The 25,242-nt window shown below is 41.5% G+C and carries 15 protein-coding genes; 4 read left to right on the top strand and 11 right to left on the bottom strand.

Annotated features, from left to right (window positions below; genetic code table 11):
- Window positions 1-72: 72 nt before the first annotated feature.
- Window positions 73-426: a hypothetical protein gene (locus tag DET59_RS14790; protein WP_113970414.1), complete on the bottom strand. Its 354-nt coding sequence runs from the start codon at window positions 424-426 to the stop codon at window positions 73-75.
- 354 nt (window positions 427-780) lie between these two features.
- On the opposite strand from DET59_RS14790, the gene DET59_RS21715 reads away from it, so the two are divergent.
- On the top strand, window positions 781-930 hold the full coding sequence (locus DET59_RS21715) for a hypothetical protein (RefSeq protein ID WP_181778181.1): 150 nt from the start codon (window positions 781-783) through the stop codon (window positions 928-930).
- Window positions 931-1,076: 146 nt separating this feature from the next.
- On the opposite strand, the gene DET59_RS14785 is transcribed toward DET59_RS21715, so the two are convergent.
- The 4 genes from DET59_RS14785 to DET59_RS14770 all read right to left on the bottom strand — a co-directional run bounded on the left by DET59_RS14785 (window position 1,077) and on the right by DET59_RS14770 (window position 7,557).
- Window positions 1,077-3,335 carry a SpoIID/LytB domain-containing protein gene (locus DET59_RS14785; RefSeq protein WP_113970413.1) on the bottom strand — a complete coding sequence of 753 codons (2,259 nt, stop codon included), beginning with the start codon at window positions 3,333-3,335 and terminating at the stop codon, window positions 1,077-1,079.
- A gap of 63 nt (window positions 3,336-3,398) precedes the next feature.
- A complete protein-coding gene (locus DET59_RS14780) occupies window positions 3,399-4,193 on the bottom strand; it encodes a hypothetical protein (protein WP_113970412.1) in 795 nt (264 codons plus the stop codon).
- 12 nt (window positions 4,194-4,205) lie between these two features.
- Window positions 4,206-6,266 carry a cell wall-binding repeat-containing protein gene (locus DET59_RS14775; RefSeq protein WP_181778180.1) on the bottom strand — a complete coding sequence of 687 codons (2,061 nt, stop codon included), beginning with the start codon at window positions 6,264-6,266 and terminating at the stop codon, window positions 4,206-4,208.
- A 193-nt stretch (window positions 6,267-6,459) separates the two neighbouring features.
- Window positions 6,460-7,557 (bottom strand): glycosyltransferase, encoded by a 1,098-nt coding sequence (locus DET59_RS14770; protein WP_113970410.1) that lies wholly within the window; start codon window positions 7,555-7,557, stop codon window positions 6,460-6,462.
- A 228-nt stretch (window positions 7,558-7,785) separates the two neighbouring features.
- Here DET59_RS14770 and DET59_RS14765 point away from each other — a divergent pair, with 228 nt between their 5' ends.
- Window positions 7,786-9,219 carry a lipopolysaccharide biosynthesis protein gene (locus DET59_RS14765; RefSeq protein ID WP_113970409.1) on the top strand — a complete coding sequence of 478 codons (1,434 nt, stop codon included), beginning with the start codon at window positions 7,786-7,788 and terminating at the stop codon, window positions 9,217-9,219.
- Window positions 9,220-9,614: 395 nt separating this feature from the next.
- Here the strand turns inward: DET59_RS14765 and DET59_RS14760 are convergent, their stop codons facing one another.
- The 6 genes from DET59_RS14760 to DET59_RS14730 all read right to left on the bottom strand — a co-directional run bounded on the left by DET59_RS14760 (window position 9,615) and on the right by DET59_RS14730 (window position 22,841).
- Window positions 9,615-10,733 carry an LCP family protein gene (locus DET59_RS14760; RefSeq protein WP_113970408.1) on the bottom strand — a complete coding sequence of 373 codons (1,119 nt, stop codon included), beginning with the start codon at window positions 10,731-10,733 and terminating at the stop codon, window positions 9,615-9,617.
- Between the two features lie 451 nt (window positions 10,734-11,184).
- Entirely contained in the window at window positions 11,185-13,020 is a 1,836-nt protein-coding gene (locus tag DET59_RS14750) for a cell wall-binding repeat-containing protein (protein ID WP_113970406.1), read from the bottom strand.
- A gap of 323 nt (window positions 13,021-13,343) precedes the next feature.
- Window positions 13,344-15,398, bottom strand: a complete 2,055-nt coding sequence (locus tag DET59_RS14745; RefSeq protein WP_181778179.1) for a S8 family serine peptidase — start codon at window positions 15,396-15,398, stop codon at window positions 13,344-13,346.
- Between the two features lie 354 nt (window positions 15,399-15,752).
- On the bottom strand, window positions 15,753-19,976 hold the full coding sequence (locus DET59_RS14740; protein ID WP_113970404.1) for a cell wall-binding repeat-containing protein: 4,224 nt from the start codon (window positions 19,974-19,976) through the stop codon (window positions 15,753-15,755).
- Window positions 19,977-20,406: 430 nt separating this feature from the next.
- Window positions 20,407-21,720 carry a cell wall-binding repeat-containing protein gene (locus tag DET59_RS14735; RefSeq protein ID WP_113970403.1) on the bottom strand — a complete coding sequence of 438 codons (1,314 nt, stop codon included), beginning with the start codon at window positions 21,718-21,720 and terminating at the stop codon, window positions 20,407-20,409.
- A 173-nt stretch (window positions 21,721-21,893) separates the two neighbouring features.
- Window positions 21,894-22,841, bottom strand: coding sequence for an NAD-dependent epimerase/dehydratase family protein (locus DET59_RS14730; RefSeq protein ID WP_113970402.1), 948 nt, complete (start codon window positions 22,839-22,841; stop codon window positions 21,894-21,896).
- A 322-nt stretch (window positions 22,842-23,163) separates the two neighbouring features.
- Between DET59_RS14730 and DET59_RS14725 the strand changes: the two genes are divergently transcribed.
- Together DET59_RS14725 and DET59_RS14720 are read left to right on the top strand one after the other, a co-directional pair.
- Window positions 23,164-24,543, top strand: coding sequence for a cell wall-binding repeat-containing protein (locus DET59_RS14725; RefSeq protein ID WP_113970401.1), 1,380 nt, complete (start codon window positions 23,164-23,166; stop codon window positions 24,541-24,543).
- A gap of 124 nt (window positions 24,544-24,667) precedes the next feature.
- Window positions 24,668-25,225 (top strand): hypothetical protein, encoded by a 558-nt coding sequence (locus DET59_RS14720; protein WP_113970400.1) that lies wholly within the window; start codon window positions 24,668-24,670, stop codon window positions 25,223-25,225.
- Window positions 25,226-25,242 lie beyond the last annotated feature (17 nt).

Genomic DNA, 25,242 nt, shown 5'->3' with positions numbered 1-25,242 from the left:
ACTAAACTCCTCATTGTCTTTTTAGTTTATTGAAGGCCTGTGTTCGCAAAGCTATTTCTAGCGAAAAGAGCCTTATTGAATGTAGTCTATATCTTTCAGTAGAAGAATTCCGTCCTTCTTCTCCCACTCCGTCATATAGACCAATTCATTTTCTTTATTAAAACGATAGAACTTATTGACAGCTTCGGTATGGAAATAACTTTTGCGTTGAGATGTCAGTTTCTCTTTAAGATAGTTAAAGTCCTTTTCTGTCACTGTGTTGTCAGGACTCAGCATATATTTAAAAGCATCCCAATCCGTATTTTCGATATTATTGCGAATATATTGATCCGCTTCCAACAGGTTTCTGAATTTCAATGGCTGATCACCGCAGCTGCTTAAGAATAAGGTGATCAAAATTAGTAGAACGGCAAACTGTCTTTTCATTACAAACTCCTTTCCTATGAGGACCATCGTCTCTTTCGAATTCCTTGGTTCCTATGTAAAATGGGACGCCCCCTGTTAAGTCTTGATAATCAAACAACAATAAAAAATTATACATGAAAACCCATCATTTGAAAATGCTTTGTTCCCTACCTTTCTCACACTTTGTCTCCCCTTGTCATTACTGAAAAAATGACGCAGATTCTCTACGATTCCGTTATGTTAAATATGTGTTACAAACGTGATTTATAGTCATATTATTGGAAGATTGATCTATATAAGGGGAAGTTACGCATTTTCGGCTACTGGTTATCTGCCTGTGGGCGGAGACGAGAGTTTGAGGAGGATGGACATATTGTGGGAATAATTATAGAAAAATTCGACACCGAGGATCAATTAATCAGATTCAGGATTAAAAAAGCCAAATCCGGATTAATTATCGTAAATCCTGATCAATTACATCCAAAACCGAATCAATTATCGCCCGACGACCATTTCAAGTCATAGATTCATCATTTCCGAATCAGCCTTCAATTCCCAGCTGAAAAGGACAATCTAAAGCCAAAACCCTTCCAAAAGTGAAAAAATCTCATTATACTCAAATCCCATTAAAAAAACTGCCATCCCGAAGAATGACAGCTTCATGATTCGAATTAATTCGCTAAAGCCTGTTGGATATCTTGACGAACAGATTCTGAGATGGCACCTTTACCACCTAAGAAGTACGTATCGGCCAGGACAGTACGCTCATCCAGCCATGTTCCTACATGATCCGGTAAGGCATCCTTGCGCGTTAATATTAATGGAGATTTCATTGCTGCTGCTAATGAAGACGCAGGCAGTGCATCAATGAAAATCTCTCCCCGTGCGAAGAATAATGTCTTTTCTTCAAACTGACTGCTGTATTTCTCTGCAATCGTTAAACTTGTTTGGTAACGGTCATCTCCGTATACCCTCGACACGTCTGAAGCAAGATTCATTAATTCTCGTTCTACCCCTGAAGAAACAGCAGACTGACCACCAATGATCGTTACCTTATTTATCGTATTTTCTTTCATGTAAGCTTCAACGCTCTCATGAAGGGAGTCTTTTGTCGTATAAAGAATCGGAATTTGCATCATGCTCGCATATGAAGCAATCGACAAGGCATCTGGAGATTTCTCGTCTTTTGTCACAACAAAGACTTCATCATTATTGTTAATTTCATCTGCCACTTTCACTGCTGTCTCATAACGCTCTTTCCCACTGATGCGGGTAACATCAGATAAGCCTTTCAGCTGATTCTCTACATTGCCGCTGATGGCATTTGTTCCACCCAGTAAGTAGACTTTTTCAGGCTGAAGTCGCTTAATTTCATCAAGGACTGTATCTGGAAGTGATTTAGAAGTTGTTAATAATAATGGTGAATCTAATTTCTTCGCCAGTACACTTCCTGTTAATGCATCGATCGATAAATCGCCGCGGCCGATGACAACAGCCTTCGATTTATTTTCCCAGCCATACTCCGAGACGCTGACACTTGTTTCGTAACGGTCTGCACCTTCAAGCTCATGAGAATAGTCATTTAAGTCCAGTTCCCTATTCACGCTTGTTGTTGGATAGTAGTAGCCCAGGATCGTTCTGAAGTTGTTGCCTTCTTTCGACATTTGGTACGCACCGTACTGGCTCATCCCGATTCCGTGACCGAAACCGCCGCCATTGATCGTGAATAGCTCATCCGTCTCGGCAAGACTCTTCACATAAGGACTCTTCATGATCGATGTCCCCAGCATAAAACGAATGTTATAAGAACGGTCGTTAATCGTTTTCGTTTGCAGTTTGATTGTTTGGTCTTCATTTTTCACGAATCCACTATCTTTTTTCTCAAAATAAGTGAACGATACTGTTCCTTTTAACACATCTTTTGAAGTGAAAGAGGAATCCGGGATATCAAATGAGACATCGTTAATCCCTACTATTTTAATTTCACTCTTATCATCAATATGATTTTTATTTTTCAACCATGATTTCATGTTCGAAACGATCGTTTGATCTTTTTCCTTCACGTCCCACCAGGATTCCGGTTTCTTGAGGTCTAATTCGCTAGTGTCGAATTGGGCTTTAGAGAGAGTGACCTCCCAATCGCCATGTGGTGAAATTTTCGCATCATAGATGTCGGGCTTCGTCTCCAGGTAAGGGACTAAATCTGACCCCCAAACATTTTGATTCGAGAATACTCTTCCCCCATTAGATGAAGAATAAAATGCTTCAGCATAGCTGTCGCCTTTTTTCAGAACTTCACCCTGTGTTTCATTAACCGCTTGCGTCGTATGAGGATTCCAATCATACCCTTTATACACTTGATCACTTTGTCCATCGTAAATCGTCCAGTTACCTTTTTTCAATACAAAGGTTCTGGCTGCGACAGCTTGAGCCTTCAAGGCATCCAGTCCGCCATTACCTCCCCAGGAAGCAGGCATTTCAGCAGGGACCACGCCTTTTAAGTAGTCTTCCAGATTGATATTATTCACGGGTCTCACATATTTACTGGATTCAACAGTAAACTCAACTTCTCCTAAGTATTGCTTTTCGTAATTCCCTTTGATTGTCATGGAACGATCCATCGCTTCTCTAATCGTCGGGATGATCGTAGCGTTCCCGTCGAACTTTTTCACGAGTGTGGAACCTTTATAAAGAGATAGTTTCCCTGATTCAACCTTCATGGTGTAAGATGCACCAGGCTGGATGAAAATCGTTGTTCCCTTCACTTGATAGTCGCCATTTGTAGTAAAAGGAAGTGAGCTCTTACTTCCAATATAATTCTGCAGTTTTACAGAAATGGGCTGGCCTTCTGCCTTTGTATTAAGCGGTGCTGCCATCAGCCCCGTAACCATTGTGGAAAGAACCAGCATAGATAGTAACTTCTTCTTCAATGTTTTTCCTCCTTGTTATATGTGCTTGAGGAAGGCGTCCCAAATCAGAACACCTTCTGGAATTTATAGGGCTTCTACCTTTTTCAAGACGGATTCAATTTTATATCCGTTGTCTCCGGTTTCTTCATATACTTCTTTGATCATGCCGATCCCTGGAGCATAGTACATCGTATTGATTGTATTTACGTTTCCGCTTTTCACCGTGCTACGAACTGCGACGACATTTTCGTACGTGTCGTAAGGAACTTCTACCGTTTCGTCTTCACTGATGATTTCCCAACGAGTTGTGTCGCCTTTTCCTTTACGCTTGATATCGGCCAGTGGCAGGGCTTCTTTATTAGGTGAAAAGTTGTCCAAGATACTTTCTTTCACGTTCTTCGGATTACTTTCTTCATACACAACTTGAATGGCATCCTGATCCCATTTAAGAATTTGAAGAGTGACCATCTCTCCTACTTTGAATACACGCTGAACATGCGTTTCATTGTGATCGACTACTGTCTCCGTCAAGCTGAAATCCTTATTTTCAAAGGTTTTGACCACGTTTTTATCAGGTTTCAGCTGTTGGAGTAACAGGTTCACTTCTTCTTTTTCAGCTGTTTCATTGTCTTCTTCTGAAGAGGAGTCTTCGGAGGGCTCTTGAGTTTCCTCTACTTCCACTTCTTCCTCAACAGCAGAGTTATCCGACTCTTCAGTTTGAGAGGTATCTTCATTCGACGTTTCGCTTTCGACTTTCGTTGTATCAGGTTCTTCCTTCGTTATTTTCTCACTTGGAGAGGAAGCATTACATGCTGTAAAGACAGTCATAGACAAGATGAGCAGAGATACCAGAAAGAAATTTTTACGACTGTTGAACACGGGTTGTCCTCCTTAATACAAGACATTTTTCATTTTTTCAATGATGGCGTCATCGACTTTCCCGCCAACTTTGATTACTTCTTTCACGCCACCGGCCGGCTGATACTCAAGGATGAAATCCTCTAAATGACCATCTAATGTGCCGCCTACCAATACGATTGGCGCCTTTGTTTTAACAGATAGGGCAGACGCGGTTAAAGCATCGGGGTAATTCGTTCCCGTTGAAACGATGAATTTGTCTGAACCCATCATTGATTTAAATTTCGTCAGTACTTTTGCAAGTGTTTTATAACGATCTGCTCCGGAGAGTCTTTCAACATTGGTTGAATAGCGTTTAATCGATTGTTCCACCGTTGAAGAAATGGCGCTTCCCCCACCCAGGACCTTCACTTGCTTTCCTTTTACATACGACAGAGCTGTAGAATTGATGCTATCTTTACCAGTCAGCACAATTGCCCATTGATTGGCTGAAGCAATCGGTGCAGCTCCAAGGGCGTCGGCGTAATTCTTGCCTGATGCCACGAATACACCTTTTACATTCGTCAGCTTTTTGTTAATTAGAAGATTCGTCGCATAGCGGTCTGCTCCACCGACTCTTGTAACGGTCAGTCCAAGCTTCGCCAGTCGATCTTGAACCGCATTTGAAACGGCTCCTTTACCACCAATCATGTATACTTCTTTCGCGTTCAATCTCGCAAGCTCTTTCTCTACTTGTAAAGGAAGCTTGTCCTTGGCGGTTAATAGAATAGGAGCGTTATCCAATTGAGCGGCCAGAGGCCCTACTGAAAGTGCGTCTGCGAAGTCGTATGCGGTTGCGAGTACAACAGCTTTTTTCGCTTTGGAGCTTGAGAAACCGTTAGGATAAAGGTCTTTGGAAACCTTAATCGCCGTTTCCATTCGATCGAGGCCAATCAGGTTTGTATCATTAATGAAACGATTGATTTTAACCCCATCGATACTCGACCAAATGACTCCTTTAGAATCGATATCCACCACTTTCAATGGAGTTGCCTTCCATTTAGCGTATTCGATTGCACTGTTGACATCGTAATAAGACCATAAACTCTTGCCTGCTTCTGTTTGAACACTGTATTTTTTGGGTAAATAATTAGACCAAAGGATCTTTTCAGTGTGTTCATCTACTACTCTAGTATTCGCCAGACTTTCTGCATATTGAATAGCGTCTTCTTTAATCGGGTAGGTTTTAAGCTTCTCCTTACCTTTTTGATAGACACTGTATTCATTCAAGTTCTCGTACACTTTTTTCTGCTGGTATTTATCAAATACATATGTATTAGATTGAGACTTGGAATATTGTATGGCTTCCTCTTGCGTCTCATAAATTTTTAGTCGTTTGTTCGCTGCACTGTATACTTCATACACTTTGAAGTAAGAAACGATGCCATTTTTAATCCCTTCAGCTGCACTATTCTGGAAAGACCATGTCTTAATGAGTGCTTCTTCTTGAGGATTCGACATGTACCCCATTTCCAGTAAAAGCGAAGGCATTTGCGTGTTACGAATTACGTAAAAGGCCTGATTATTCCTCATTCCCTTATCATTTAAGCCAGTCGAATTCAGGACACTCGGATGAATCGTTTCTGCTAATCTCTCGGATTCACTGCCGTACGCCACCTGAATCGGATCGGGCGGATATTCCGCTTCCCAGGCATATTTATTATTATAATGATAGGACTCAAAACCACGTACGTACGGGTTTGTTGGTGCCGCGTTATGATGGACAGAAACAAATACCGTTTGATCATTCTTTCCTTTAGCGAATGAATTTGCTATTTCCGTACGCTCCTGAAGACTCAAATACGTATCCAGATTATCGTGAGTCATATATACGTTGAAACCTGCTGCATTCAGCTTATCCCTTACCATTTTAGAGATTGCCAGATTGGCATGCTTTTCATAAAAACCAGTTGAACTCCCAGAAAATCCTGCTGTTCCTGAATCCCAACCTCCGTGACCTGGGTCAATGACTACATTCTTCTCAGCTGATGCCAGAATCGGTATGACAAGAAACATAGTCATTGTAACAACAAGCATCGCAATCTTTTTCTTCATAATTTTTGCATTCTCCTCCATTATATTAAAATTTTCCTTTATTCTACCATTAGTATCGGCAATAGTTGACATACTTTTGACATGTTTTCGTAAACTTTTACATAATTATAAAAAAAGACACTCATTTCTCCTTTATTAGGATCTTTGAGTGTCTTTGATATTTATAGGTTTGGAAAAATGTAAATAGAGATGTTTAACTCTCTACTTTTACTATTTCATTATAAAGATCTATCATTCTCTTAGAATTCTCTTCCCAATCATAATGATTGATGACGTGCTCCCTGCCGTTTTTCCCTAATTTCTCTCGTTCTGAGGAATCCTTATAGAGATATAATAGTTTCTCAGCCAAAGCTGCCGGATTCTTAGACGGAATCAGATAGCCTGTTTCCCCGTCCAGCACGACTTCCGGAAGGCCGCCGACATTGGTTGCCACAACCGGTACACCACAAGCCTGGGCCTCTACAGCTGAAACCCCGAAGCTTTCAATCAAGGAAGAAATGACAAATATATGAAGAGACGAGATAAAATCAGGAACATCCTCATGAGCGATTCTTCCTAAAAACTCTACATTCTCACTTATTTCCAAGTCTTCTGTCAGTTTCTTATATTTGGCGATATAAGGTCCGTCCCCGGCCAATCTCAAGCGTACAAACTGGCGCTCCGAGCCCAGTGTGTTAAGAAAAAGCTTGAAACCTTTCAGCAGATATTCTATTCCATACTTCGGCTCCATTCCTTTAGCAATTCCGATTCTGAATTGACCTTCTATCTTATTCGTCGGGTTCGGTTTGAATTGTGTGGTATCCACACCAAATGGGGTGATGGCCAATGGCTTGTTTGCATCTATATATTTCTTTGTTTCCTGTTCTAATGCAGGACTGGTTGAACAAATATAGTTCGCTTTTCTCAAGGCATACTGAAGGATGATCCGATTCATCACATTCCGCTTAGGGAAATCATAGATGTCTGATCCCCAAACCGATAGAATGTAAGGACTGAATCCTGTTAACGCTCCTATTAATCCGTAACTCGAAGCATAATGGGAATGGATCAGATCAGGCTTATAGTTCCGAATAATCTTCTTCAGCCTGGAAACCGTAAATAAATAAGAAATCTTGTGATTCAATTTCAGATTTAAATAGACTCTGCTTACATTCTCCCAAGGGATGTGTTCAGAAGAGTCTTTGTGGTTCTCTAAGCTAATATTCATGACCTCGATACCAATCGAATTATAGTAATCAAGCCATTTCTTCGTATGTACATTATTCGCTGGTGCTAATAATAAAACTTTCATAACTCGGGTACCACACTCTCTTTTTTACTACTGACTTGCTATAATGCCGGTTAACACACCTGTTAAAACAGCCTGACAAAAGAAATATATTCAACAATATCGATTGTGATATAATATACTAATTGATTTGATACTTCTTATCATAATATAAAAAGCGATTAAATTGAATTTATTTGTAAAAACTATATAAATTTTGTTAATAAAACGGATCAACAGAGAGGTAATTCCATGTTTAAACATACGTTTATCTATTTTCTATCTAAAGGTGTGCCAGGGATCATCAACTTTGTCGCGATTGCCTTGTATACACGTCTCATTTCACCCGGCGAGTACGGGGAATACTCCCTTGTCATCGCAGCGGTGACCTTTGTTAATACAACATTCTTTCATTGGTTACGGTTAGGGCTGCTTCGCTACAATCCTAAATATGAAGGCAATCAGAAAGCCATGTTCATAAGTTCGATCACAGCAACTTTTATATCCATGACGATCTTGACGGTGTTCCTGGCTACAGGAGCTTTCATTGCCTATACTCCACTGCACTCCATGGCGATGCTTTGGTTCTTAGGAATTGGGCTGCTCATGATGCAAAGCATGTTCGACTTGTTCACTGAATACTTACGTTCTGAGCTTTCGTCCAAACTATTCGGCGTAGTGACAGCATTAAAAGTGGTACTGTCCCTTATTATTGCTGTGGTACTGATCAAATTCTTTGGATTTGGAGCAGAAGGAATTATCCTTGGACTGATCATCGGAATCTTCTTATCGATCGTATTCTTTATTCCGAAGTATATGCACTTGATTAACATTAAGTTGATCGATCGTGACATGATTAAAGAAGTCGTGAAGTATTCCATTCCGTTCATTGCTGCCCTTTCAATGGAAGCCATCATCCTGAATACAGACCGATACTTGATTGGCTGGTTAATGGACAAGGCATCTGTCGGGATCTATGCGGTTTCATACGATCTGGCCAAACAAATCCTGTTTCTACTGATGATGATCATCAATCTGGCCGCTTACCCACTTGTGGTCAAAGCGCTTGAAACAGGCGGGATCAAAGAATGTCAGAAACAATTGAATGAAAACACGTCCCTGCTATTACTTGTATCGGTTCCGGCGACAACGGGAATGATCCTGTTGAGCAATTCCTTTACCGGGATCTTCCTGGGCGAATCCTATCAAGGAAAAGCAGCGACGATCTTTTCACTGATTGCCTTTGCGATATTTATCCAAGGCTTTAAAATGTACTATTTCGACCTGGCCTTCCAGCTCGGGAAAAATACGAAGCTTCAGATCTGGCCTGTGTTGGCCGCAGCTGTACTAAATGTAGTCCTGAACTTACTGTTCATACCAGAGTACGGAATATTCGGCTCAGCTTACGCGACCATCATTTCCTACGTAGTATCGGTCCTGTTGAGTGCCTTAATCGGGAAGAAGATTTTCCCTCTCACCTTCCCGTTCAAAGAAGTCGGAAAGATCTTTATCGCGACTGGTGTAATGGCGCTTCTAGTTTGGCCCGCACTTGCCATTGATGGCATCTTCGGATTTATCGTGCAAATTGTAGTTGGAATTGTTGCTTATGGGGCTGTAGTATTGGCTCTGAATATTAATGGAATACGTCAGCTAGTTATGCGTCGATTGAAGAAATCTCCCCAGTGATTGGGGAGATTTTTTTGTTTTTGTTTTGGTATTTGAGGCAGGATTCGTGACCGTTTTGCTCGTTTTTCTTCACTTCTGGAGTGATTTCAGCTTAAGATTGTCTTTTTTTAGTTGGGGATGTGCTGTTTAATTGGCTTTTCGGCCGATCCGGGGCTTGAATATGGGAGGGGGAATGGTCGTCGCGGGATAATTAATCCTGATTGGGATGGAATCGATCCCGCATTGGGATAATTGATCCCGTTTTGGCTTTTTTAATTCAAAATATGATTAATTGATCCTCCGTGTCGAATTTTCTTTACACATACCCCCATTACTCTCCTATATATGTTTAATATCCACACCTACAAAAAAACCCACGGAGCATCACTTCACTCCATGGGTTCAATCTATACTCTCTATTCCTCATAACTGCTTGAATCATCGATTTCAGTCGATTCCTCATAAATACCAGAATCATCAGTTTCTGTAGATTCCTCATAACTACCGGTATCCTCCACACCAGTCGATTCCTCAACCACGGCATCGTCACTTAACGCTTCTTCCTCGACATACTCTGCATACGACTTAGGTTCTTCACCATTCAGAAAGTCTTTTAGCGCTTCGGTATTCGCGTCCAGGTCTACGTCTAAGACGGCACCGGCACCTTCATATCGAGCATTTTCAAACGAATTGTCGATTGGTAATGTCATAGTTTCAATGTTTTCAACCGGATTTAGGACGAATTCTTTTGCAAGACTGATGCGGTCCATCGACCCGATATTCGTTTCGATATATGGTGAGACCGTACCCATCAGTTTAGGGATTTTGGATACGCCGTTTAATGACAGCATTTCGTCTTTCAAGGCATTGATGACTTCCTGCTGGCGCTTGACACGGCCGAAGTCTCCCTTTGCGTCATGGCGAAAACGGGCATAGCCTAATAATTCCTTACCGTTCAATTTTTGCAAACCAGGTTCCAGTGTCACATTAATGTTAGTGGACATTTCTTTTTCTACATTCATTTCAATTCCATCTGGAGCCAGTGCATCTACAATCTTCTGGAATCCTTTAAAGTCCATTAACGCATAATATTGTACATCTATATCGAAGTTCTCTTTTAACGTTTGACGAAGGAGCTCTGGCCCACCGAGGAAATAGGAAGTATTCAATTTATACTTTCCGTATTCTGGAACATCTACATACATATCTCTCATTAATGAAACCAATCTGGCTTCGCCTTTTTCAGGATCGTATTGGGCAATCATGATCGTATCTGTACGTGATTTTTCTTCGCCCCTTGTATCTGATCCTAGAAGGAGTATATTAACTTTTCCATGCTCATCTTTTTTACCATTAAATTCAGGAATTTCTTCGGATGCCGCCTGTGTCTTCCCGGCATTCATTTTTCCGGTTTGATATTGGTAGAGAAAATACGCTGTACCAATGCTCAACCCCAAGAAAGAAAGTGCAAGAAATATGCGGAAAAATCTCTTTCTTCTTCTCATCCTCTGTCTATAGTCATTACGAGTCTTCATGTATGTTTTTCACCTTTCAAGTCGAAGATCAATACGAAGAATAATTTTATCATGAAATAGATTAAAAAAATAGAATCTTACATAAATGTAATCTCTGTTTAATAATCCTACCAAAAGAAAGAGGCAGGGACAAAACTAAAATGCCACGATATAAAGACGAACAATAGAAGTGTAGGTTCTTAATACCGCTAATGATTTCCGTGCAAGACTACGCTTTCCGCGGGTAGCCCGTGAGCCTCCTAGGCAAGCCTGCGGGGTCTCACATAAGCTACTTTTCCCGCAGGAGTCTTCGTCTTGCACTCCAATCAACCGCTGGAAACAGCTAAAATCAAATGTACCGAAAACAAATAATAAACCCGAACAGATCTGCCTACTAGGAAACAGATTTGTTCGGGTTTTACTTAGACTAAAACACTTTTGTCCCAGCCTCTTAATATTAAAACCTACTATATTAATAATACAGCTTTTTGTATAAATCTCCAAGCTCGTCTTCCACATTCATGGCACTTGGTCCTCCGAGCAGGAAGAACTCTTTATATTCTTTAGCTGCGATAAAGTTGTTGACGCTTTTTGGCAGCTGTTCCGGATTAGATAGAAGAAGAGGTGCCTTTTGCTTTGCAGCGAGTATTGATCCCGATAACGCATCCGGATAGTTTTTACCGCTCGCGAGAAGAGCTTTCTCATCGGGGTTAGCCAGTGGAAGCTCCTTCGCAATTTCAAGAGAGGTTTCATAACGATCCACTCCGCTTACTCTCTTCTCGGCCTTCACCTTTTTCATGACACCATCACTGATGACGCCTGCTCCACCGACAACGATCGTGCTATCCACCCCGGTAAGAGCTTTACTCGTATAGACAGAAACAGCATCTCTCGCTGTTAAAAGGATCGGATATCCTTTTACAGAAGCATATGGCGCCACAGAAAGAGCATCCGGGAAGTTCTTGCCTGACGCAATGATGGCTTTATCAGGATTCGAATTCACTTGCTCCGAAATAAGCTGGGCTGTTTCATAGCGATCAAGTCCACCGATCCGGTCAACTTTCAATCCCATTCCTTTAAGAGCATCCATGACACCCTTGCTGACTGCCCCTTCTCCACCTAAAATGATGATGTTAGAAGCTTTTAATCGCTGGATTTCATTTTTCGTTGATTCAGTCAGTTTATTTTTATCCGTTAATAAAAGCGGCGCATCCTTCTTATAAGCAAGTGGGCCACCCGTTAACGCATCCGGGAAGTTATATCCCTGTGCCAGAACGACCGTATCAGCTTGATTCCAGCCCGCCTGGGAAATATCAACGGCCGTCTTGATCCGATCGGTTCCAGATAGTCGCTCACCGATCTTGTTGAGTTCGCTTGAAGCAACGTATGCCTCTTGTTTGTTGTTTTCACGTTCGACGTTGTACCAGACGAAGTGATTCGGATTCTTGGATTGATCGTATTCAAACCCATTTAGGATTTCAAGGACTTCCGTTTCACCGCTTGGAAGTTTCGCAGACACTTCCTTTGACTCAGAAGTTGGTTGTTCTCTAAAACGGGATCCATCCGCAGAAATCACTAAATCCCCCGGTCGATATGAATGTTTTGTCGTATGGGCAAGTCCATCCACCTCATACTGTTTCTTATCGAATAATAAATAATAGTTTGGCTCGCCTGTGTAGGTGAAATCCTCTTTGGCAAAAGAAAGCTCGACTCTATCATTCTTGAAGATGCCCGGGTTTCCACTTGAAAGCTCTGCATATACCCGTTCTTGATAGCTTCCGAAGTTTCTTTCACCTGTCGCCATTTTGATTGGACTATTTCCTTGCACCTGTCCATTGTAAGCTAACAGGGCAAAATACCAGTTCTCGATGATGTCACGCTCATTATCTCCAACGGTGGGGATGCTTGTAGAGCGATTCCAACTTGAAAGTCCTTTTTCACCAAGTTCCCATTTCTCGTTTAAAATCTTGATTCCTGCTTCTATATTGAATCCGATATCATTCTTTAAACGCTCGACATCATAACCGGCAGTATTCGTCACCTGCATGATTCCGATCCCGCCATCATCCGAAATATTCGGTTCTCCATATGCCGTGAATTGCTTCCAACCGCTTTCTTCAGCAGCTACAGCCTTCACAACTTCGGCCGGGACATCATATTTCATCGCGGCTTCCGTCAACAGTTTATTGATTTCATATTTAGACGGGTTTTCATACCCCGCTGCCTTCGAAGTGATCGGACTCGCAAGTGTCGCGCTCAGTGCCACAGCTGCTATCCCTGATACAAGTTTCTTCATTTTTGAATTCATTGCGTTCCCCTTTGTAATGTTATTTTATTCCATCTTATCATAGTATCTAGTAAACTATAACCCTTCTTTATCAAATGATGACTCTTTTCATTTTTAACTAAGATTGCAATATTTGATTTCCGCTGCAGGATGCTCGCTTTCCGCGGGGCGGGCGGTGAGCCTCATCCGCTTCGCATGTGGGGTGTCACCTGTCCCGCTATTCCCGCAGGAGTCGAGCACCTTCCGCTACAATCAACTTTTAAGGTTACAATTGTAAATTGTTATTAGAAACACACATCTTTTTATAAACAGCCAAAAAAAGATAGAGAGGCAATCTCTCTATCTTACTGATTCATCATATACTGATCGATTTCCCATGCTTTTTTAACGGATAAAGCACCTGGTCCGCCCAGAATGTGATAGTTGTTGCGATTGGTTAACAAATGGATTGTTTTCTTCAGGTTCAGGTTATTATTTCTATCAACCAAAACGACAGGGCTGTCTGTTCTTGCAGCCAACGGGCTTATGCTAAGGGCATCGGGGAATTTCCCTCCTGTGGCAAAATAAAGTGAATCTGAATCTTCCGAAATAAACGTCTGATGGACCTTGAAATTGGTTTCATAACGATCCACGCCATATATTCGGAAATGTCCCGGCAGATTATCTACTACTTTATTAGAAAGAACACCTTGACCACCGATGACATACGTCTTGGAAATTTCATTCTCTTTCATATACGTACGAACCGATTGCGGAACACTCTCTTTCTGAACAAAGAGTACCGGATATTGCATACTGCCACTATAGGAAGCAACTGAGAGAGCGTCAGGATAGTTTTGACCTGAGACGACAAAAGCCTTGTTGGTTGTGTAGGGAATTGCGTCATTGATCGCTACGGCCGTTTCATAACGGTTCACGCCAAATATTCGATTGGTCTCGATTGATAGATTCTTAATCTCATTTTCTACTTCATGAGAGATTGCATTCCCCCCTCCTATCATTAAGACATGAGAAGGATTCAATCTCTTCAGCTCTTCCTTGACCGACTCACTCAATCGATTGTTCTTTACTAATAGAATCGGGCTATCCAAATGAGAGCCCAGTGGAGAAGCAGCTAAACTATCCGGGAATGAATCACCGCTTGCTAAAATAACAAATGATCCATTCAACTTTTTGCCACCGATCGTCAACTCTTTTTCCTCTAGTGATGGCCAGCCATTTTTAGATATTTCTACAGCTGTTTCCACAGAAGTCAGTCCGTAGAGACGATTTTTCGTTTGGACATAGTTCAACGCTTCTTCTGCATTGATCAACCCTGTTCCAAGCCTATCGACTTCTGGTAATGAGGTGGTTGAGCTTTCAAGAACATCCTTCACCTGCATTCCTTTCAGAAAAGGGTACTGCTGTTTGACCATGGATGATACCGAACTTACAATGGCTGTTGACATACTCGTTCCATCCAACGACTCATAGCCACCCATCCATGTACTGAAAATATTCGTTCCCGGGGCTGATACATCTACAGTCTCCCCATAGTTTGAGAACGTGGATTTGGTTAATGTAGTAGAATCCACGCTGCCTACTGCCAGAACATTCGGGTAGGTTGCCGGGTAAAGGACGGCGTGCTCATCATCGTTACCTGCCGCTCCTACCACCAGGGCACCCTTTTCCACAGCGTAATCAATAGCATCCTCGAGCGCTTGCATATTGCTATAGCTTCCGAGACTCAAATTGATGACATCCGCTCCATTGTCCGCTGCGTAACGAATGCCTTTAATGACCGTGGACATATAGGTGGTCCTGCCTTCAAATACTTTGACAGGCAGGAGTTTAACTTTTTTAGCAGCAGAAGCAATACCCATTTGGTTATTGGTCACAGCTCCTACTAGACCCGCTACATGAGTGCCATGCCCTGACCTATCGACGGGTGGCTCTTCTTCATTAATGAAGTTCTTTCCTTCTACTAATCTACTGCGCAGCTCGGGATGTTTCAAATCAATACCTGAATCGACAATCGCCACAGTGACTTCTTCACTGGGTTCGTAGTTTTCCCAGGCTTCCAATACGTTCATTACCTGAAAGTCTTGGGATTGATTATTAAAATATGTATCATTCGGCGCGGCAGCTTGTGTGTAGACGAGCTGATCGACCTCTGCATATTCTATGTTTTCTTTATTATTTAATTTGGTTAGAGTGCCAGGAACGTCTTTTGAAGGTACTGACAGGACCTCAAATTTTCCTTCATCCTTGTCTGAAGACTGTGTCGACACTTCACCTTTTTGATCCTTGTGAACCACCAATAGTTGAACCTTATTCTCATCCTCCGCTTGCACAAGTCCGTTCGGAAGCAGGATACAACCTAATAAGAAGATAATTGAAGGGATTACTCTTATTTTCACCATGCCACTCCTCTCTCAGTTGAATGTCATTTACATCATCTGTAAAAAGTATATAAGATGGTGGAAGGCCTGTCCATGAATTCAAGAAATTTTCAGAATGATAGTCTGAAAGACCTTGATGTTCATCTATTGCAATCTTAAAGTAGAGAGTACTAGTTGATTTCCGCTACAGGAGGCTCGACTTCCTCCCCGGGGAATCTTGTGCCTGGAGCGGAAAGGAACGGTCTATGTTTTCACATCTATCTAAAACAGAAGTTATGCAAAGACACAATATTTACGAAATGAGCCTTGCCAAAAAAGCATTAAAAAAGCCACCCGCTATAAATAGCAGGTGACCCTATTAACCTTATTCTATTAGTTTGATACTTTTTCTTGAAGGTCTTCTCTTGCGCCTTCACCAACTGCACCTTTACCACCCAGTACAGTGACAGAAGAGATTTTGTTCTGGTACAGATACTTCGTTAAGAACGCATCTACTTCTTTCGGTAATCCATTAGGGTCTGTCAGTAATAGTAATCCTGCGTTATCTGTTACAAGTGGAGCAGCAGATAATGCATCCGGGAAGTTCTTACCGCTGGCAACATATAACTTATCTGTGCTAGTCGCGAACTCTCCAAGGATTGCTGCCAGTGTACCGTAACGGTTCACACCAGAAAGTACTTTAACATCGACAGCTACTTTTTTAGCTTGAGCTACTACATTTTCAGGAACAGCTGATTTACCACCAAGCACATAGACTTTCTCATCTTCAAGAATGGCTTTCGCTTCAGCAGATAAATCTTTACCATCTGTTAAAACGATTGGCATATCATTGGCACCGGCGATTGCCGCAGCACTTAGTGCATCTGCAAAGTTCTTACCAGTAGCAACGAATACTCCGTTTCCTTTGAATCCAAGCTCTTGAAGCTTCGAAACGATGGCAAGGTTTGTACCGTAACGGTTTGGCATTCCATCTGTTTCTAAACGTTCGATATCAGAAGAATTGATCGAGATACTGTTTAATTGTGTGAATACGTCGGCAGAAACGACTCCTTCTCCACCAAGGATGTACACATTTTCAGCACCAAGACGTTCGATTTCATCTAATACTTCTTTAGAAAGCTTCCCATTGCTGCCTACAGGTAAGATTGGAGCATCAATGGCAGATGCTAATGGACCTGCAGATAATGAATCCGGGAAGTTATATCCTGTAGAAAGGACAACAGTTTTGTACTTATGGTCATCGGCAAAGCCATCTTTATGAAGCTTCTTGGAAACTTCGATCGCTGTTCCGACACGGTCTTGACCGGAAACTTCAGTGATGATGTCCCCGTCTACTTTGATTGGAAGCAGGGATAATACTTCGTCCGTTTTCGCATCAAGTAAATATACTGCTCCGATTGAGCCAATTGACTCAGATGGAGTGGTGATGTTTACATCCGTCGTCAATGATTTGCCTACTTTAAGAGTTTGAGAAGCCTTTACGTCGACTTTCCCTTCCCCTTTTTCACCAGGAGACAGTACGCCGAACTCATTGATTGATAGATCAAGAGTTGTCGTTGGACCAGCTGTTGCATATCCTTCAATCGCGATTGTGTACGTATCATCCGGCAGGGAAGTCAGGGAAACCTTCTCGTCAGATGTAGCACCAGCAGAATACGCTACTTCATTTCCTTTAGAATCAAAGATATATAGATCCACGTCATCACTCGGATGAGAAGGATTAGATGTTTGAACTTCAAAAGAAACATTATTTTTCACTTTGACCTCTTGGAAGTAAAATTGATTACCACCAGGTACCTCTACCTTTTTAGAAGAAGCTTTAGGTGTACTGAATGGTGCTCCTACAACCTTTACATCTCTTGCTTCGGATAGATAGTTTGAGAATGTAACGGATTTAGTCATTTCAGTTTCAGGTGCAACATTACCTAAATCAATTTCACCTGGTTCAGCAACCACATCCTGAACAACAGCCTCTAATTGATATTTATTTACTTCCTTACCTGCTTCAGGACCAAAAGCTCCATATACCTGTACTTCCCAAACTCCCGGTTTAGGAGACTTGAATACATGATCTTCAACACCTAATCCACCAGCACCGTATCCGGCATATCCTTGGTATTCACTTACTTCGACTCCATCAGGATTAAAGACGATCGCGCGTACGCGGCCTTTGTAGTCGTCATTTTCACTGATTGCATTTAGTGAGAAGCGCACTTCACTTACGCCAGGCTTAACTTCGAATGTGTAACCTTTCGTTTTAGAAGCTTGAACTTCTCCTTCTTCCCGGAAACGGAAGCGGTTATCCTGGTTAAACTCGTGACCAGTAATGATCGTTTGTGCTGATCTCGCTTCAACGTAAGGAGTTGATGCATCATCAAATACAAGAGTCTCAGCGTTTACGCCTGTCTCCAATTTAGACTCATCGTACTTTACTGTAATCGTTTTACTTTCTCCAGCTTTAAGCTCCACTTTTGATACAGAAGGTTTGATCCATTCCCCTGTTGGAGATACATCCAGGCTCTTATCTTCATCTGTCTTGTTCTCTACTAATACTTCCACTGTTTCAGGAATTTCTTTATTTCTTACATATAGACCAGGACCGCCGGAAATTTTTTCTCCGTGGTATACCGTTACGTCTACATCTTTAATATCTGAAATGAAGTTTTTGCGCAGATACTCATAAGCTGCAGGAACATCGATCAGTCCTCCACCCTCTTGAGCGCGGTTGTACCCATCCAAATGATTAGCTGTTGAAATTAATGCTTCACGAGCGATTTCATAGTTGAATGGAATACGATCTTTCTTAGCTGCTGATTTAAGTAACGCTACTGCTCCAGCAACATATGGCGAAGACATACTTGTACCCTGCATCACCACATAAGGTCCGTTTTGTACCGGGTGAGCGGCAAAAGCAGATCCAGGACCGACGATATCCGGTTTTTGGTTACCCGCTTCATTTGGTCCAACAGAAGAGAAGTACCATAAGCCTTGTCCTTCTTTTGGAGTGCCGTCTGCATTTTTTCCATATGGATAAGAATTGTATTCCTTAGCCCACATGTCAGCCGTGATATGTGCACCAACAGAGATGATTGGTGCTACGTCTCCAGGTGATCCGACGGTGTCTGCACCAGGACCGGAATTTCCTGCAGAGGTAACGAATACGATGTCAGTATCTTCACTCAGGACCGTCATCAACTCTCCATAAGATCCCAAACCATCATTTAAATCCGGGGAAGAACCCAGACTTAAGTTTGCAACATCTACGCCAAAGCCGCCTTCGGATTCTGGTAGAGCAGCATCGACCATTGCTTTTTGAATACTGAACGTGTATGCACCGCCAGCTGCCTTGAACACACGTAATCCAACAAGTTCCGCTCCAGGGGCAACCCCTTCACCTGCAACTGCTCCGAACGCATTTGCTTTTGCCGGGCCGTTTGCCGCTGAGATACCTGAAACGTGAGATCCGTGTCCGTTGAAGTCAGTGAATAAATTGATCTTCTTCAGACCCGCACCGAACCAGTTCAATTCCATATCATTGACACGGAAGTTCGCTCCTAGCTTTTCATCTTCTACATTCACATCGAATGTACCTGTTTCGTTATTTGCATAGGCTGTTTCGTCAGTGAAGTCATTGTCCATATCTGTATCGATGTAGACTTTGTCCCCTGCCAAGAGAACAGCGAAATTATCGGAATTTCCATTCACTCCATCCGCATTCAAATCCTGGTTCGTCCAGTTAGGATTTGTTTTCGGATAAGGATTTGTTTCAAATGCCGTTTTCCCTAAGAAAAATTTGTCATCGGAAGCGTCAAGCCCTGCTGTACTATATGTAGTTTCCCCTACTGTAATGGAGTCACCCTCAGCATGTCCTTTATCGAATAGTACGTCTCCTTCAGAAAGATAGTTCGCACCATCACCTAAGTATTTTTTATAATGGTCTTCAATAGGATATGAAGCAAAACGATTCGAGATTGTGTAATCTCTTACAGCAACGATCTTCGAATCACCATATTTACGTGTTCCTTCTTCTAAACCTTCTGTAAAAGATTCATGGCCTGGATCGGGACCTGAGTCAATGATTCCGATACGCGTGCCACTACCATCAAACTTATCGTGGAAATCATCCACTCCGGTTGGAGCATGAGTTTCTGCCTGATTAGGTTTTACAACCGCATCTTCATCGACTTTATTTTGATCCTTCACTGCTAATTCAGGATCCTTGACCTCACCTAATTCGATTTCAGCATTTTTACCCACTGTACGGACACTCTTAAGGTCAAGAACTTCCATCACTTTACGTGTAGGTACATCCGCTAGGTAAACATAGTTCTTATAATTCTGTTTCACCTTAACTCCAAGCTTCTCTAATTGACTAGTCGCATCTACTTTACCGTTACCTACGATGACAAGCTCTTGAACAGCTTGATCACTCATAGACAGTGCCACAACCTCTGAGAAATTCGAAACCTTGAACTTTTTCGTTTCCTGTAAAGCAGCTTCTGCTTTATCAGGATTGAAAGCTGTTACTCCAGCGAATGAAGAAGTTACCAAAGCAGCACTTGCCATGACTGAAAATACCTTTTTCTTAAACGTCAATCCCTTTTCCCCCTTGATAGATTAATAGTAATGGTCCGAAATACTCCGTATCTTCCAAAATAATATAATTATGGAAAAATTCGAACTCTATTTTCCATTTTAATCTCAGTTAGTTCTTTAGTCAACAAAAGGAGACGTTATTTTCAGAAAAAATAATATATTTTTACTATTGTGTTTTCGGATTTGTTAAATTGTTTTGAGAGTGGTGGTTGATTTCCGCTACAGGCGCTCACTTTCCGCGGGGCAGGAGTCGAGCACCTGCAGCGAGAATCAACACCATGGTAAATATTTCACCCTTCACTAAACATAGGGAAAAATTCAACTATCTATTAGAAAAAAATATTAAAAAAGAAAATGTTTAAGGACTATTGAATCGGGTAAATAGAAAAAAACTGCTTGCCATTTGACAAACAGTTTTTCTATCATTCTATTAATTTACAACCTTCACTGCGCCTAAATAACGAGGCTTCCAATATACGTTATTTATACTCGTGATTTCTACTCCACGATCCCCTGCATGGATGAATTCATTGTTACCAATGTAGATCCCACCATGGGAAGGGCCTGGTTTGTATGTTTCGAACATGACGATATCACCGACTGCCGGAGAGCTTGAGCGGCTTCCAAAATTCCAGATGTCAGATGTCGTTCTAGGCAGATCAATATCATATTTATCATATACATAGTTTAAATATCCACTGCAATCAAAACCGCTTGGAGTGGTTCCACCCCATTTATAAGGTGTTCCTATATACTGTTTCGCCGTCTTGATTAAACCATCTGTATCAAATCCAAATAGACTTTGGGCTTTCTCGGAAATCACGGACGTACCACCAATAATCGTAAACTGATTAATGCCTAATTTATCAACTGTCGATTTCACAGAAGATGGGACACTGTTTGATTGAATCAACATTACAGGTGAGCCTTTTTTGGCTGCCAGAACGGACCCGGTTAATGCATCTGCATAGCTTTCTCCCGTTGCAATGACTGTACTATTTGAAGCTGAGTAATATTTCTCTGCGACTTTTGTTGCCGTATCATATCGATCTTTCCCGGAAATACGGGTGGCTCTTGGCAATTGATTCTTAACCCCGTCACTTACCACACCTGTACCTCCTACAAGAATAGAAGAACTATATTTACTTAACGCTTTTTTTGTCTCTTCAGGGACATGGTTTTTTTCTGTTAAAAGAATCGGCATTGATTTACTGGCAGCAACAGGTGCAATGGCCAAACTGTCCGGAAAATCCCTGCCATATGTAACGATGGCTTGTGATCCTCCTACCAACGCAGCAATTTTCGCCGCTGTTTCGTATCTGTTTTCCCCTGCCACTCTTGTACTGGTAATACCTAAACTCTCAAGCTGAGTTTCGACTGAAGATGAAATAACGGAACTTCCACCTAATATGTATGCTTTACTTGGCTTTAATCGCTTTAACTCTTCTTTCACACTATAAGGGACGCTATCTTTTGTTACTAATAGGATAGGCGCATTATATTTGTCCGCTAACGGTGCACCTGCCAGCGCATCAGGAAAGTTATTTCCCACTGCAATGACAACGGTGTTTGCGCTGCTCCACCCTTCTCTGGAAACTTTAACTGCCGTTTCATACCGGTCAACACCACTTACTCGATCTATCTGTGTACCTGCAGCTGATGCAGGGTTCTGGAAAAATAATAGGAACATGAAGCTTACTACCGTGACGAAAGTAATAGATACAGGTTTGCGATAATTTGACATTTCTCAATTCCCCTTCTCTATAAATCTACAAAAACTATCTTATCATTAAAATTTTCAAAATAATTTTACAGTTTTGTAACAAAATTCGTCATATTTACCCCTTTTCTGTAATATACCCTCCTGCAAACGACACAAAAAATGCCTGTTTCCATAACAGAAACAGGCATTTTTCGTTAATCGTTTTCTTTATTCCAATACTCCAAAAGTCCTTCTCCCATCGAGAACTTTGGTTCGAATCCTAAAGATTTCAGCTCGGATATATCAGAGTAGGATTCTTTAATATCTCCTGAACGTTCTTCCAATTGTTTGATTGGAAGCTTTGTATTCGTGATCTCTTCATACATGCCAATCAATTCGTTTAAGCTTGTCGATTCCCCTGTGCCAACGTTGAATACCTTACCGATTGCCTCTCTTGATTCTGAAACGAGAAGGTTGGCCTGAACAACATCTTTCACATAGATGAAATCTCTCGTCTGTTCTCCATCTCCATATAGAGTGAAGTTGGTTTCTTCATTGTTTACTAGCTGCTTGAATTTATCCGTTAAGATCGATACCACACCAGAGTATGGTGACGATGGATTTTGTCTGTTTCCAAAGACATTGAAGAAACGAACCGCCGTTGTTGGAATATCATACAATCGACTAAAAGCCAGTACATATTGCTCCGATGCAAATTTATCGATGGCATATGGCGTCAGCGGTCTGATCGTTGACGTCTCTTTCTTTGGAAGAGTCGGCTCATCTCCATAAACCGCTGCAGAAGAAGCAAAAACAAATCGCTCCAATCCGCCTTGTTTGCGTGTTTCTTCCAATAAGTACAGGGTCGCTTCCAAATTGGTTTGATGTGTATGAAGGGGATCTTCTACTGAAGCCGCTACACTGGCAATCGCACCTAAATGAAAGATTTTCTTGAATTGATGTTGCTGAAATAGCTTTTCAATTGTCTCTTTTGAAGAGATATCTCCTTCTACAACTGTTAACTTATCGTCCTTTGGAAGGTTATCCATTGAACCCATGGAGAAATTATCTATCACTACCACTTGTTCATTATTTTTTAACAATTCTTCTACAATATGAGAGCCGATGAATCCGGCCCCGCCTGTGACAAGGATCTTGCTCATTTATGTTGTTCCCCTTTCAGTATGGAGAGTTATGCTTTTTTTTCACTCATATAAGTATAGCAAAAATCACAATCCGTTTCTATTCGGTCATTAAAATGTAAAACACCCTTAATTTTTACCCTATTGACTCTTTCTAAAACCCCTTCCACTCATGTCAAAAAAAGACGAAAAATATTTATTTCAAACTATCTAGTCAAACGTCCAAAACGCTATTATACTATTCTAGATGTTATGAATTATTGGTATGGGAGTGCCAAAGACATCAGCTCAAGAACAGTTTTCTCTAAAAATAGAAACAACATAACAATCGGGGGAAAGAAAGATGAAAAAGTGGTTTATTGCTTCAGTTGGTTCAGCAATACTAGCATCTAGTTTATTTAGTACATCTGTATTAGCTGAAAGTCCTTCTCAGCAAAAGATGGAACTTTTAGGGTACGATCGTGAAGGTTTCTTCGTTGAGGAAGAACCAAATAACACGTTTGCCCAAGCCAACAACATTATCGTTGAAGACGCTTTAAAGGGTACTCTGCCAAAAGATGATATTGATATGTACAAAATTCAAGTTGATTCCGATGATTCCTTTTTTCTATATGGGGGATCATTTTCAGAGAGTCCACGTATCCAGTTAGATGTTACTTTGTATGATGAAAATAAAAAGGTGATTCAGCCCTTGGATACGAGCAGTGATGAAATGGAAGGTTTCTACGCAGACTATTCCATCGCGCCAGGCACTTATTATATGGCAGTAAAAGATACCAATAATATCGGTTCCAATGAAGAATATGCTGTTTACACCAGCCAGTTCACATTTGAACCTTATGTAGACAGAATTTATGGTGATGATCGATACGACACAGCATTGCAAATCGCTATGCGAGGGTGGGAATTCGGCGGAGCGGAAGATATCATCCTGGCAACCGGGGAGAATTTCCCTGATGCGTTAGCTGGCGCACCTCTTGCTTATCATAAAAATGCTCCTATTCTTCTTACAAAAAAGGGTTCACTTCACCCAGCAGTTGAAGAAGCAATCTTTGAGCTGGGAGTTAAGCGAGTGACTATTCTCGGGGGAACGGGAGTCATTTCAAAAGCTGTAGAAGATAAACTAAAGGCCCTCGATGTTAAAACGATGCGTATCAGTGGTAGTGACCGCTATGAAACAGCCGTGGCCATTTCCAAAAAGTTACCAATCAATGATGCAGCCGTAGTCGTAAGTGGTAAGAATTATCCAGATGCCCTATCGGTTGCGTCCATCGCAGCACAAAACGGATATCCGATTCTATTGTCTGCTAAAGACAGCACTTCCGCTTCTACTCTGACTCAGGCTAAATTGTATCCTAAGAACTATGTGGTCGGAGGAACGGGTGTCATCAGTAATTCCACAATGAATAAGCTGAATAAGCCTACCCGTATCGCAGGCGGTGACCGTTATCTGACAAACGCCAAGGTCATTAAAGAATTTGATGTTCCGATGGATTTCGTATTTGTCGCGACAGGAACTCAGTTCGCCGATGCCCTGACAGGTTCAGCTCTTGCCGCTTATTGGGGTGAGCCATTATTACTGACGACTCCACATGAACTACATCCTGACATGAAGGATTTATTGAAAGGTTCTACCATGGGTGCAACGATGTTAGGTGGACCAAAAGCCCTTAACCAAAAGGTAGAGGATGATCTTTGGTCGGTTTTAGAAGGAAACGAATAATACCGAACGCGCTCTTTTGAAGAGCGCGTTTTTTTATATTAAATAATATATAGAATTTTCTGTATATTAATGGTAGAATAGTAGCATATTTCAAACCATACATAAGAAAGAAGGCATACTACCCATGGAGTCTCTCACACAATCCGTTGCAACCATCTATAAAAAACTAGTCATACACCTTGATAAGGACGAGCTTCGCGAAGAGGTAAATAATCAATTACTCCAAACGATGAAAAACTCAGCAACAGAGGATGAATACACAAAAAATTTGCTGAAGGCCCTTGTATTTCATGTTGAATCGACAAAAGCTCTTCATGGAATCCTGCAGCCACTTTTGTTAAATGCAAAATACCCCAATCTGGATGGTGTTTCACAGCTTATGAACCGCGCACATGTACGCATTCAAAGTGACATGGAGGGACTGATCCCCCTTTATCATGAGCGGATCGAAAGTGAAGAATCCGATAATGATACCGTCACTCAGTTGGAAGTTTACTTTACGACGACCTTCACCGAACTTCGATTAACGTACCGTTTCGTCGACGCATTCGGTACAGAGAGTAATAAAGAGCTGTTCCAACCTTTATTTGATTTTCCAGCTGAAGAAGTTGGAGAAACCATTTTGAAATACGCAAGAACCTATGCAAGCCTTTTATTTGAAAAAACTTTGAATCAGAAATAGTAGAAGGTCCGTCCCTT

It is taken from the genome of Rossellomorea aquimaris (assembly GCF_003315075.1).
Lineage (GTDB): Bacteria > Bacillota > Bacilli > Bacillales > Bacillaceae_B > Rossellomorea > Rossellomorea aquimaris_C.
Note: the sequence above shows the minus strand (reverse complement) of the source record. Positions and strands in the feature narration are given on the sequence as shown.